Below are 12,687 nucleotides of genomic sequence, written 5' to 3' on the forward strand. Positions count from 1 at the left end.
GCCTCTTTATGCGTGTTGTTTTGAGCGTTTCCGTTGTCAGATTCTGTCGATTTGATCGTGGGAAACGGCGCACAGTCTATCTGAACATGGCGTATTGCACGCTGGAACCGATGCATTGAATGGCCTGAGGCGTTCTTGAAACGCCACGATCCGACGTGAAGCATTTGGTTAACCCTCGACCTTTGTTAGGCTTCCTGTTTTTCAGCGCATGACGGGCTGATCATCTGTCAGGGAGCTTCAATGACGTCCATCAGCACCGCGCCGCCAATCACGCCTGGGCGTCTTGAGTACCTCTCGACCCGCATAGCGTTTTTCATCGCAGGTTTCAGTATTGCCGCATGGGCGCCGCTGGTGCCGTACGCCAAAGCCCGAATCGGTCTGGATGAAGGCACCCTGGGCCTGATGCTTTTGTGCCTGGGCGTCGGTTCTATCATCGCGATGCCGTTGGCCGGGGCGCTCGCAGCGCGTTTTGGTTGCAGGCGCGTGCTGACGGTGTCGACGTTGCTGGTCTGTCTGTGCCTGCCGCTGTTGGCCACACTCTCGAGTCTGCCGCTGATGGTCGCGACCCTGTTCGTGTTTGGAGCGAGCATGGGGGCGCTCGACTGTACGGTGAACATTCAAGCGATCATCGTCGAGCGCGCCAGTGGCAAAACCATGATGTCAGGGTTTCACGGGTTGTTCAGCGTCGGCGGTTTTGTCGGTGCGGCCAGCGTGGCTGGCATGCTCAGCCTCGGCGCCTCTCCATTGATCGCGATGCTGGTAGTGGTTGCATTCTGTCTGTTTGCGCTATTCAAAGCCGCTCCGCATTTGCTGACTTATGGCAGCGCAACCAGCGGTCCGGCGTTTGCGATGCCCCGCGGGATCGTCCTGTTCATAGGGCTGTTGTGCTTTACGGTGTTCCTCACCGAAGGCGCGATGCTCGACTGGAGCGCGGTGTTCCTGAGCGCCCAGCGTGGGGTCGAGACGTCTTACGCCGGTCTCGGCTACGCGGTGTTTGCCACTACCATGACCATCGGCCGCCTGTTTGGTGATCCCATCGTGCGGCGCCTCGGCGGGTCGCGAATCATCCTGCTCGGCGGTTTGTGCGCCTCGGCAGGGCTGGCGCTCGCGACGCTTGTGCCCACGTGGCAGGCCGCGTTGCTGGGTTACGCGCTGGTGGGGGCAGGGTGTTCCAACATCGTACCGGTCTGCTACAGCGCAGTAGGGCGGCAGAAGACCATGCCGGAAAACGTTGCGGTCCCGGCGATCACGACCCTGGGCTACGGCGGCATTCTGGTTGGGCCTGCCGGTATTGGCTTCATCGCCCACGTGAGCAGTTTGAACCTTGCCTTCATGATCATTGCCGTAATGCTATTGGGGGTGGCGCTCAGCGGGCGCTTCCTGAAGGGCTGATCGAGATCGTCAGCGGGACCATCAACAGGAGACGCATCATGTTTGCGGGATTCGAGAAAACCCGGCGTCACGTCAATGGGGTCGATATCACTTACCGCATCGGCGGTTCCGGCGCCGGTCTGCTGTTGCTGCACGGGCACCCGCAGACCCATGTGATCTGGCACAAAGTGGCCGAGACCCTGGCGCAGCATTTTACGGTGGTGGCGGCTGATTTACGGGGCTACGGCGACAGCAGCAAGCCGCCCGCGACGGACGATCACAGCAGCTACTCCAAGCGTGAAATGGCGCGCGATAACGTCGAGCTGATGAGTGCTCTGGGCTTCCCGACTTTTGCAGTACTGGCCCATGATCGTGGCGCGCGGGCAGCACATCGGCTGGCGCTTGATCATCCGCAGGCGGTCACACGGTTGGCCTTGCTCGACATCGCCCCGACGCTGGCGATGTACACCCAGACCGACGAAGCTTTCGCTCGCGCTTACTGGCATTGGTTCTTTCTGATTCGCCCGTCGCCGCTACCGGAAACCCTGCTGGAGGCCGACCCCGAGCAGTATCTGCGCAGTGTGATGGGCTCTCGTAGCGCTGGCCTGGCCCCGTTTGCCGACGAGGCATTCACCGAATACCTGCGGTGCGCAAGCCTGCCGGGCGCGGCTCGTGGCGTGTGCGAGGATTACCGCGCCAGCGCCAGCATCGACCTGACGCACGACCGCGCCGACATCGCAGCTGGCCATAAACTGGAGATGCCGCTGATGGTGCTCTGGGGGGCTGAAGGCGTCGTAGGCAAATGCTTCGATCCGCTGAAAGAATGGCGCGAGGTGGCCACCGATGTCCGTGGCAAGGCCCTGCAGTGCGGTCACTACATCGCCGAGGAGGCGCCGGATGCCTTGTTGGCTGAAGTGCTGCCATTTCTGATGTGAGGGACGTGGGATCTGGTTTTGTGTGAAACAACTTCTGCTACGGGTGATGTTCGACGTGTTGTCTGTTGCTGCGGGCGATGTTTTTCACCTGATCTGTAGACGCGAATTCATTCACGTGGCGCCCATCATGATTCAACCCATGACGGCGGCTCGCCAACACGCTGGCTACAGAGAATGGGCATGGCACCGTTCTGTAGCGCCACGAATCCCTGCCTCTCCCTCTGCCTTTCCGTCGCCCTCTGCCTCTGCCCGCAGGGCGTAGGAGCGCACGAGCAACGCGAGGCCGCGATGGGCTGCGAAGCCGCCCTAAAACCAGTCAACCGGGATATGCCTGAAACACCGCGTACGCAGGGTTTACTGCCGGTGCCGGCAGATCGCGGCCTCGCGCTGCTCGTACACTCCTACAGTGATGGGGGTGATGGGGGTTGCTTTAATAAGTAGGCACCAAGACTGTTGCCTGCTGACCCAACAATGCCGCAGCCTGTAGACGCGCGACGAATCTCTGCCTCACCGCCGCGAAGTGCCCTCGTCCCATTTCATCCGGCGCCGCTCCAGGATTCTTGCCCTGATTTTGTCGTAGGCCAGGTTGAAGATCATCGTGTACGGCAGAAACAGCAGCAGCAAACCGATGTCCAGCCAGAACGCTTTCATCAAACTGATCGACAGCCACCATGCGGCCAGCGGCACCACCGCGACGATCAGACCACCCTCGAATGCCAGCGCGTGCAGCGCTCGCGCACTCAGGGACATGGCGAAGCCCATTCGCCTGCGCAAGCGATCAAAACCTGCGTTGAACAGCATGTTCCAGAGCATCGCCACGGTGGAGATCATCACCGTCATGGCCCCCATTTTCCCAAGCGATTGGCCCAGCACCCACGCAAGCCCCGGGGCGAACAGCAGCACGCCGATCATTTCGAACAACAGGGCGTGCAGTGCGCGCTCTTTCAGGGACTTGGTGGGCACAGGCGCGGCCGGAGATTGTGTGGAGTCGTTCATTACATTTTCACTGTGTTGCGGGCAGGCGTGCATTGTCGGTGCGATCTGCACTAAAGTGAAAATCATAGCCATCGGAAAAACCGATGGGAGGATACGGCAGGTCTGCTCATGAGTTATTCCCCGGAGGCGCTCGAAGCCGTTGCACAAGTCATTGAGTTGGGGTCATTCAGCGCCGCGGCACGGCGCCTTGGCAAAAGTCAGTCCACGGTCAGCGAGGCGATTGCCCGCCTGGAAATCGATCTGGGCGTCGAGCTGTTTGATCGATCGTCAAAGCAGCCCTCGCTTACTGACGCCGGCCGTTCACTGCAGGGTCGCGTCGATGAAGTGCTGGTCGCCTGCGACAAGTTGCGTCGTGCTGCCGGACGCCTGGCTGAAGGCATGGAGCCGCGACTGACGTTGGTGCTGTCCGATGCCAATCAATTTGCCGAGTTCGAAGTGCGCATGGCCGAGCTCGATCAGCGCTTTCCCGAACTGGAGCTTGAGTGTGTGTTTGCCGAGCACGGTGACGCGATCAACCTGATCCAGACGGGCAGGGCGTCGTTGGGGCTGCTCTCGGCACAGGCCAGTTACCCCCCAGAGGTGGGCCACGCGACGATTGAAGAACGCGCGGATTTCGGGCTGTTCGTCGCGCATAAACACCCGCTCGCCGCCGAAACCGTGGTGGATTACCGACAACTGTCGAAACACCGGGCGCTGCGCTTGAACACCCTTGTCGACGAGCATGTCCCGACCAATGACTTACCCGCAGGCGGGCTGCGCAGTTGGTCAGCGCCCAACTATCTGTTGTTGATGGACATGGCGGTGTTTGGGTTCGGTTGGTCGGCGCTGCCGCGCTGGCTGGTGTCGGGTTATGCGCAAGGGCGTCTCAAAGAGCTGCAAGTCCCCGGCTGGCCGCGCAGCTCAGCTGTCGACGTGATCTGGTCCCGGCAAAAAAGCCTCGGCCCGGCCGGTGCGTGGTTGCTCGGCACGTTGTTGCAAGGGCGCGGCGATCATTGAGCCAGCAACCCTGCATGCGAAACGACGCCAGAGACGCCGACCAACGGCTCACCCCCTGAATAGACCCTTCAAACCCGCGCGCCCGGCGGGTTGGCCCCGTTCGGCTTGCCTATCCGGCCATCGATTGAACAATCCCGCTCAACAAAAAGGTTGAATAGTCACACGTAATGTTATTTAAATAACAAAAATAATAGCGTGGTTGACCTCTGGGTTGGCACGTTCACAAGGTAAACATCCATGAACAAGATCGCGGTCATCGGCAGCAATATGGTGGATTTGATCACCTACATCGACCGGATGCCTGAACAAGGCGAGACCCTCGAAGCGCCGGATTTCGCCATGGGTTGCGGTGGCAAAGGCGCCAATCAGGCCGTCGCTGCTGCAAAGCTGGGCGCTGACGTGCTCATGCTGACCAAGGTCGGCGACGACATGTTCGCGGACAACACGGTCGCCAACTTCCAGCGCCTGGGCATCGACACCCAATTCGTCCAGCGTGTGCCGGGGGTTTCCAGCGGCGTCGCTCCCATCTTCGTCCAGTCGGATTCGCACAACAGCATCCTCATCGTCAAAGGCGCCAATGCGTACCTGAAGCCTGCCGACATCGATGCCGCTCAAGGCGCATTGCGTGACTGCAAACTGATCGTCCTGCAACTGGAAATCGACCTGGCGACGGTTTACTACGCTATCGAGTTCGCCCGGCGCAACGCCATTCCGGTCCTCCTGAACCCCGCGCCTGCGGTGGCCGGGCTCAGCCGCGAACACTTGTCGCAGCTGGACTTTCTGATTCCCAACGAAACCGAACTGGCGCTGATTACCGGCAAACCGGTCGACGGCCCTGAGACCGCGCTCGCCGCCGCGCGCCACTTGGTGGAAGAGGGGATTCGCCACGTCATCGTGACCCTCGGCGACAAAGGCGCCTTATACGTGGGTGAGGAGGGCGAATTTCGGGTTGACGGCCGCAAGGTGGCTGCCCGGGATACCACCGGCGCAGGCGATGCCTTCATCGGTTGTTTCGCCCATCACTGGAGCCAGGACGGCGACATCCGCCGCGCCATGACCCAGGCGGTCGCGTACTCCGCTTGTTCCGTCACCGAGCGGGGCACCCAGAGTTCTTACCCGGACGCTGCTACGTTCGCGCAGTTCCTGGGTACTTGCTGAACCCTTGTTGGAGCAGGGCGTGCCTTCGAAGCGGTCAGATCAGCCAATCGGCTGATCAAAAGCTTCGCCGGCAGCCCCAGCCCCTGCAATCAACGTTGATCATTCCCGCACATCCCGGAGAACAATAATGACAAAGCCCGCGCTCCAACAAACCCCGGACGGGTTCTACCTCAACCGCACGCCGTGGTTCGCGTTCCTGCTGTTGTGCAGCATTTTTGCCCTGTGGGCCGCTGCTGCGAGCATGAACGACGTCCTCATCGCACACTTCAAGAAAGCCTTTCTGCTTAGCGACTTTCAGACAGCATTCGTGCAGTCGGCGTTTTATCTGGGCTATTTCTTCGTGGCGATTCCGGCCGCGATGGTGGTCCGCCGCTTCAGTTACAAAACCACGATCCTGATCGGCCTGATGCTGTACATGTTCGGCTGCCTGCTGTTCTTTCCAGCCGCATCGACCGCCAAGTACGGCATGTTTCTGCTGGCACTGTTTGTGATCGCGGCAGGGCTTTCGTTTCTGGAAACCGCCTGCAACACCTATTCGACGCTGATGGGCCCACGTGAAACCGGCACTCGCCGTCTCAACATCTCCCAGACCTTCCACCCGTTCGGCGCGATGACCGGGGTTTACGTCGGCAGCTTCGTGATGTTCAAGGACACCGATGCCACCCGCGAGCAATTGACGCAGATGAGCGCTTCGGACGCAGCGGTGCAGCAACTGCAGATGATCCAGTCCACGTTATTGCCGTACAAATGGATGATCGCGGTATTGATCCTGATGTTCATCCTGATCGCCATCACGCGATTCCCTGCGTGCAAGGGCAATCTCAAGGCCAACGTTCAGAGCAGCACCATTGGCCAGAGCCTGTCGCGTTTGTGGCGTAACCCGCGCTTTACGTTTGGCGTGCTGGCGCAGTTTCTGTACGTGGGCGCGCAGGTCGGCGTCTGGAGCTTCACCATTCGCCTGGCCATGCAAATGGGCGGAATGAACGAGCGCAGCGCCTCGTGGTTCTTGCTCACCACGTTCGCCGCTTACTTCGTTGGCAAGATGATTGCCAACCTGTTGATGCGCAAAATGCACCCGGCCAAAGTGCTGGCGATCTATGGCGTTCTGACCATTGCCCTGCTGGCCTACACAATCCTGGTACCCAACATCAGCGCGGTGTATGCAGCCGTGGGCGTCAGTATCTTTCTGGGTCCGTGCTGGCCGACCATTTACGGCCTGACCATCGATGGTCTGGGTGAAGACACCGGCGTCGGCGGTTCGCTGCTGGTCATGAGCATTGTGGGGGGCGGTGTGATCCCGATCTTCCAGGGCCTGCTGTCGGATGCGACCGGGGGCAACATGCAATTGGCCTATACCGTACCGCTGCTGTGTTTCGTCGTGATCGTCATGTATGCGGTGAAATGCATGCGTGACCCCCGCAGCGAACATGCGGCTGTGGGTGCGGTGACCACCTCATGAAAAAGCTGACGATAGCGCTGTACCCGGAACTGTTCAGCGGCACGGAAAAAACGCTGGTCGAGGGAGAGGATTTCCGCGTGCTGGCCTGGACCTATCCCTCGGGCGTGCAAGCACTCGCACTGGAGAACGCGCGCGGGCGGCTCGTCGTGCTGCCGTATCAGGGCCAGATGATCTGGTCAGCGATGTTCGACGGCTGCGACTTGACCATGCGCAACATGTTCGGTCAGCCAAGGCCCAGCCCTACGGTGATAGGTACGTATGGCTGCTTCATGTTTCACAGCGGGCTGCTGCGCAACGGTTGCCCGGCGCCTGAGGACGATCATGCGCTGCACGGCGAAATGCCCTGTGCACCCATGGATTCGGCCTGGCTGGAAGTGGGCGAAGACGCCAGCGGTGCGTACGTGCGTCTGGGTGGCGATTATGAATACGTCCAGGGTTTTGGTGATCACTACCGTGCGCGGCCGTCGGTCACGCTGCGTGCCCGCTCGGCGCTGTTCGACATCGGCATGCAGGTCACCAACCTGGCGGGCAAACCGATGGAGTTGATGTACATGGCGCACATGAATTACGCCTACGTCGCAGGTGGCCGTTTCGTCGAACCGCTGGGCATGGCGCGCGCCCGGGTGCGCAGCAGTGTCCCGGCCCACGTGAAGCCGACGCCTGCCTGGTCGGCCTACATGGCCGAACTGACCGAAGACCCGACGCGGCTTTGTACGCTGGACACGCCGCAGCTGTATGACCCGGAGATTGTGTGCTTCTTCGACGACGTCAAGGCAGATGCCAAGGGGCACGCGCACTTTTTGCTTGAGCACCCGCACGGCGCCGCGTTCTACACACGCTACAAACCCGGGGAGTTCGATCACGCGGCGCGCTGGATTCTGTACAACGCCGATCAGCAGGTCGCTGCCTTCGCGTTGCCCGCGACCTGCGAGCCGGAGGGCTATCTGGCGGAGAAAGGCAAAGGCAATGTTCGAGAACTGGCAGCCGGGGAGAGCGCTGAATTCAGCGTGACGACCGGGTATCTGGCGGCCGCGGAAGTGCGGCAACTGGAAGCTGCTTTGAAAGGCTGACAGAGCATCGCGAACAAGCTCCCTCCCATAGAGGGCGTGGAATCACCTCACAGCACTGTGGGAGGGAGCTTGCTCGCGATGATGGTTGATCGGCGGTGGAGAGAGTCCAGCACAGCGCAGTAACCGGCCCATCAAATCACCAACTGCGCACCGTGTCCCTGAATCAGATCGCGGTAGGGTTTGGGCATTTTCTTGTCCGAGACCACCACATGAAACTGCTCCAGCGTCGCGAAGTGCGCCGTTTTGACCGCGTCGAACTTGGTGTGATCGGCCAGCAACATGCAATGCCGGGCCTGCCGCAGCACCTTCTGCTTGACCTCCACTTCATTGAAGTTGAAGCAGGTCACGCCGAACGCCTCGCTCACGCCCGCCGCCGACACAAACGCCCAGGTCAGGCGAACGCTGTCGAGAATGCTGCTCTCGTCGCGGTGCTCGAACACCTGGTTCTTACGATGGAACGTGCCGCCGCACAGCACGATGCTGCAATTGGGTTTTTGCTGAAGCTTGAGCAGGACATTGAGCGAGTTGCAGACCGCCGTGAACTCAAGCTCATCCGGAATGAAATCGACCACGAAAGGAATGGTGGTGCCGCAGTCGAAAAACACCGTATCGCCGGGCTTGATGAATGCCGCCGCGAGTTTGCCGATGCGACGTTTTTCCTCGACATGGCGCGTGCCTTGTTCAGTGATTTTGTAGTCGGCGGCTTCACTGGGATCGAAGGCCAGGGTGATATGGCCGCCCAGCAAATGGAATTTATCCGGGTAACGGCCCAGATCGCGGCGCAGGGTCATTTCCGACACGTCCAGCAAGGCCGCCATTTCACGCAGGTGAATGGCCTTCTGGTCCTGCAGGGCTTGTTGAATCAGTTTGATGCGGTCTGATTTTTTAGTGTCCACAGGCATTCCGACTGTCGATTATTCGTGGTAAAAAAATAACATAAATTGTTAGTATCGAAACATAATCAAACTTTTCGCGGCTTCGAATCCGCCGCTGGCCACTGCCTCACTACAGGAACCGACCCGATGACTCAGATCGCACCCGCTGAACTCGCACAGTACATTGACCACACATTGCTGGCGGCTGATGCTTCACGCGAGCAGATCGCCACATTGTGCCGTGAAGCACAGGCCCATGGTTTTTATTCCGTTTGCGTCAATTCTGGCCAAGTGCCTTACGCCGCGCAATTGCTGGCAGGCGAGCCAGTCAAGGTGTGTGCTGTGGTGGGTTTCCCGCTGGGTGCCGGTCTTAGTGACACCAAGGCTTTCGAAGCCCGACAAGCGATTGCGGCGGGCGCTGGCGAGATTGATATGGTGCTGAATATCGGTGCCCTTAAAGACGGCCTGCTGGATCAGGTGCGCGACGACATTGCCGCCGTGAAAGAGGCGTGCGGCGCAGTCCCGCTCAAAGTCATTCTGGAAACGTGCCTGCTGAACGACGAAGAAAAAGTCCGAGCCTGCGAAATCTGTCGCGAGCTCAACGTCGCTTTCGTCAAGACCTCGACCGGCTTCAGCCGCAGCGGCGCCACGCTTGAAGACGTCAGTCTGATGCGCAAGGTGGTCGGCGCCTCCATCGGCGTCAAAGCCTCGGGCGGCGTGCGTGATTACGCCACTGCGCTGGCAATGATCGAGGCAGGTGCGACGCGGCTGGGCACCAGTTCCGGGATCGCCATCGTCAGCGGCGCCTCGGCATCGGGTTCCGGCTACTGAGTCTATTGCTCACCCCAGCGCTGGCGCGCCCCTGACCCATTATTGTGCGGGCGTGCGCAGCCAACGCTTTCCGGTCGGACGACCACACGCCCCATTCGGCGGGCGACGATGACGCGTTGTGATGTAGCTGGCAAGATGCCCGCATTTCCCGCTCTCTTTCGCTTACCGGACTTCATCGATGCCCAAACTCCCCCTTGCGCACCTCAGGGCTCGCTGGTTGATCTATGCGTGCATGATCGCTGTGATCGTCGGCTTGCCTGTGGGCTGTTCGCTGTTGCAGCACAAGGAGCGCGAGCTGGTTTTTCGCATCGAGCCGGGCATCGCCAGCTGGTATCACGGTTTGCCCGATGATGTGCAGGAGTTCGAACTCAAGGCGCCTTCATTTGGCCTCGCTCAGAATATTCATTCCTGGTGGTGGCCGGCCGAGAAGCGTGACGCGCCAGCGTTGCTGTACTTGCACGGTTCGCGCTGGAACCTGACGGGGCAGTTTTTCCGCATTGAGCAGCTGCACGCGTTGGGCTTCTCGGTGTTGGCCATCGACTACCGCGGTTTCGGCCAGAGCAAGGGCCAGCTCCCCTCAGAAGCGTCGGTTTACGAGGACGCTCGAATCGCTTGGGAACGCCTGAAAACGCTACAGCCGGACCCGCGTAAACGGCTTATTTATGGACATTCCCTGGGTGGCGCCGTGGCGGTGGACCTGGCAGCGGAGCTGGGGCAGGACGCTGAAAAGGGCGAGCCTGTTCAGGCGCGCGGCCTGATCATCGAATCCACGTTCACCAATCTGGCAGACGTCGCCTCTGCGCTGGCCACGACGTACACCTCGTTACCGGTGCGCTGGCTGGTGTCGCAGAAATTCGATTCCATCGACAAGATCGCCGAAGTGAACATGCCCGTGTTGATCGTTCATGGCACCGACGACCAGTTTGTCGCCCCACGTTTCAGCAAAGAATTGTTCGACGCGGCACGCGAGCCAAAAAGCCTGTTGATGGTGCCGGGCGGCAATCACAACAACAGCATGAACCTGGGGCGCCAGGCGTATGGCCAGGCCATTCAGGCGTTGCTCAATGCCGATGCGCCGAAAGCACATGCTGCCAGCGAGCAGGCTGTGCCAAAGGGCGCAGCGGGCTGAGGCTGCCCGCCGCTATTGCGCGGGGTGATGTTCGGCGCTGAACGGCTTGTTGCGCACCCGTACTTTGCCGGGGTGACTGTCCGGCACCACGAACCCTTTCAACGATTCGATGAGCGCGGCGGGGTCTTCTATCGGCAGGTCGGCCAGTTGGTGTGCGGTCAGGTTCCACCACTGGCTGGCCAGCAGAGCGTCGATGGTCGGCTGATCGAAGCGGTAGCGCCGCACTTCAGCCGGCGAGCCGGTGACGATGGCATAAGGCGGCACGTCCTTGGTGATCAGCGACTGAGCACCGATGACCGCGCCCGTGCCGATGGTCACGCCTTCCAGAATCAGCACATCCATGCCGATCCACACGTCGTGGCCGATCACGGTCTGTTTCACGCCGTCGTGGTGTGGCGCGACGCCGCTGAGTTGCTGGCGCAGTCCCACCAGACCGCTGTGAGAGGTCAGCCAGCTGAGCGGGTGGGATTTGCGGTCTTGACCGATGGTTACGTTTTTCGCGATGGAGCAATAGCGGCCAATGCGGGACACGTCGTGCAGCTCTGAGCCGCTTACGATGTCGGTGTAGGCGCCGATGGTCAGGTTTTTCGAATGTATTTTGATCTGGTGCAGTTTCACGCCGTGTTCGAGGGTGAGCTGGAGATCCGTGCGCAGGCCTCTGATGCCGCTGTCCAGGCGGCAGTTATGCTGCAGCAACGCGTGCTTGAGCTTGCGGTCGAGCAGCGCCCGCTTGAAGAAATTCATGGTCGGCAGTCCGTAGCAAAAATGGGCTGAAACAGGCGGCTTTTTTATGTCGCAATGAATACGCGGGGATTTGATTGCCGCCTTTATTAGGGCACGGATCATCGCACGGGCGCCGGGCGCACTGAAAGAAGGCGGTGAGCTGATCTGTTTTTGATGCTGCCGGGCGGGCCTCAGGCGCCAGCTCAGCCGTGGAAGTGATCGCACATCAGTTGCGCCATCACCGCGCAGGCCTCGCTGGTTTCGCCGGGCGCCAGGATCAGTTTCATTTCGTGCAGCGGCAGTGGCGGGAAGCCTTCCTCGTCCTCAAGCACGCGCATGCCAGGGCCGATCAGCGCACGATCGACGATGCCAACGGCAAGCCCAGCCTCAATGGCAGCCTGAAGGGCGCTCACCCCGGCGCTGCTGACCACTGCGCGCCAGCGCTGGCCTTGTTCGGTCAAGGCGTCCACGGCAGCGATGCGGTAAGGGCATCCTTTGCCATGCAGCGCCAGCGGCAGGGGTTTGCCGGTGTCCACCCGGTAGTCATGGCTGGCGACCCACACCGGTTCAGTGGTGCCGATTTTTTTCACCAGCCGTTCGCTGGGGGTCTTTACGCCCACCGGTTCCACCACCAGCGCCAAATCCAGGTGTCCGCGCGCAAGCTTCAGGCTCAGACGCCCACTCGCGCCGGTCTCCACCTCAAGCTCGATCTGCGGATAGCGCGTCGATAACGCCGACAGGGTGCATTGCAGCACGGCCCCGGCGTACTCCTCGGAGATCCCCAGTCGTACGCGCCCGCTGGCGGAAGGTTCGCTGAAGCTGGCGAGCATCCGGTCGTGCACGTGCAGTAATTCGGCGCTTTGGAGTGCGAATCGGCGGCCCAGCGCCGTCAGGCTGACGGTCTGGTTATCGCGCTCGAACAATCGACCACCCGCCAGCTCCTCTAGCCGCCGAACGTGCAGGCTCACGGCCGATGGGCTTCGGTTGAGCCAGGTCGAGGCCGCCAGGAACTGGTTAAACCTGACGATGGCCTGAAACGTGCGCAGCAGCTCAATATCCAGTGTGTCCTGCACGGTTCAATAATCCTGCATCAGTGGTATCAATCATCTCGTTTGATTGCATCAGTGCTCCCTTCTTACCATTA

Annotated in this window: 12 protein-coding genes; 8 read left to right on the forward strand and 4 right to left on the reverse strand. The window is 60.5% G+C overall.

The genetic code is table 11. The features are described 5' to 3' along the window. The first annotated feature begins 240 nt into the window (after positions 1-240). On the forward strand, positions 241-1,392 hold the full coding sequence (locus OYW20_RS10225) for an MFS transporter (protein ID WP_268800564.1): 1,152 nt from the start codon (positions 241-243) through the stop codon (positions 1,390-1,392). A 38-nt stretch (positions 1,393-1,430) separates the two neighbouring features. After that, positions 1,431-2,306, forward strand: coding sequence for an alpha/beta fold hydrolase (locus OYW20_RS10230; protein WP_268800565.1), 876 nt, complete (start codon positions 1,431-1,433; stop codon positions 2,304-2,306). A 507-nt stretch (positions 2,307-2,813) separates the two neighbouring features. Here OYW20_RS10230 and OYW20_RS10235 read toward each other — a convergent pair. After that, positions 2,814-3,302: a multidrug/biocide efflux PACE transporter gene (locus OYW20_RS10235; protein WP_268800566.1), complete on the reverse strand. Its 489-nt coding sequence runs from the start codon at positions 3,300-3,302 to the stop codon at positions 2,814-2,816. A 108-nt stretch (positions 3,303-3,410) separates the two neighbouring features. On the opposite strand from OYW20_RS10235, the gene OYW20_RS10240 reads away from it, so the two are divergent. The 4 genes from OYW20_RS10240 (at position 3,411) to OYW20_RS10255 (ending at position 7,985) form a co-directional block, all read left to right on the forward strand. After that, a complete protein-coding gene (locus OYW20_RS10240) occupies positions 3,411-4,298 on the forward strand; it encodes a LysR family transcriptional regulator (protein WP_268800567.1) in 888 nt (295 codons plus the stop codon). 237 nt (positions 4,299-4,535) lie between these two features. Beyond that, positions 4,536-5,456 carry a ribokinase gene (gene rbsK / locus OYW20_RS10245; protein WP_268800568.1) on the forward strand — a complete coding sequence of 307 codons (921 nt, stop codon included), beginning with the start codon at positions 4,536-4,538 and terminating at the stop codon, positions 5,454-5,456. A gap of 127 nt (positions 5,457-5,583) precedes the next feature. Then, the gene (gene fucP / locus OYW20_RS10250; RefSeq protein ID WP_268800569.1) at positions 5,584-6,915 is read left to right on the forward strand and encodes an L-fucose:H+ symporter permease; all 1,332 of its coding nucleotides are present in this window, start codon (positions 5,584-5,586) and stop codon (positions 6,913-6,915) included. Continuing rightward, positions 6,912-7,985, forward strand: a complete 1,074-nt coding sequence (locus OYW20_RS10255) for an aldose 1-epimerase family protein (protein ID WP_268800570.1) — start codon at positions 6,912-6,914, stop codon at positions 7,983-7,985. Before fucP ends, OYW20_RS10255 begins: the two co-directional genes overlap by 4 nt. 131 nt (positions 7,986-8,116) lie before the next feature. Here OYW20_RS10255 and deoR read toward each other — a convergent pair whose 3' ends face one another. Further along, positions 8,117-8,887 carry a DNA-binding transcriptional repressor DeoR gene (deoR, locus tag OYW20_RS10260; protein ID WP_268800571.1) on the reverse strand — a complete coding sequence of 257 codons (771 nt, stop codon included), beginning with the start codon at positions 8,885-8,887 and terminating at the stop codon, positions 8,117-8,119. Positions 8,888-9,007: 120 nt separating this feature from the next. Here deoR and deoC point away from each other — a divergent pair, with 120 nt between their 5' ends. Together deoC and OYW20_RS10270 are read left to right on the forward strand one after the other, a co-directional pair. After that, positions 9,008-9,691 (forward strand): deoxyribose-phosphate aldolase, encoded by a 684-nt coding sequence (gene deoC, locus OYW20_RS10265; protein WP_268800572.1) that lies wholly within the window; start codon positions 9,008-9,010, stop codon positions 9,689-9,691. 178 nt (positions 9,692-9,869) lie between these two features. After that, on the forward strand, positions 9,870-10,820 hold the full coding sequence (locus OYW20_RS10270; RefSeq protein ID WP_268800573.1) for an alpha/beta hydrolase: 951 nt from the start codon (positions 9,870-9,872) through the stop codon (positions 10,818-10,820). Between the two features lie 12 nt (positions 10,821-10,832). On the opposite strand, the gene OYW20_RS10275 is transcribed toward OYW20_RS10270, so the two are convergent. Continuing rightward, positions 10,833-11,564, reverse strand: a complete 732-nt coding sequence (locus OYW20_RS10275; protein WP_268800574.1) for a CatB-related O-acetyltransferase — start codon at positions 11,562-11,564, stop codon at positions 10,833-10,835. 182 nt (positions 11,565-11,746) lie between these two features. After that, positions 11,747-12,616 (reverse strand): LysR substrate-binding domain-containing protein, encoded by an 870-nt coding sequence (locus tag OYW20_RS10280; protein ID WP_268800575.1) that lies wholly within the window; start codon positions 12,614-12,616, stop codon positions 11,747-11,749. Positions 12,617-12,687: the final 71 nt, after the last annotated feature.

It is taken from the genome of Pseudomonas sp. BSw22131 (assembly GCF_026810445.1).
Lineage (GTDB): Bacteria > Pseudomonadota > Gammaproteobacteria > Pseudomonadales > Pseudomonadaceae > Aquipseudomonas > Aquipseudomonas huanghezhanensis.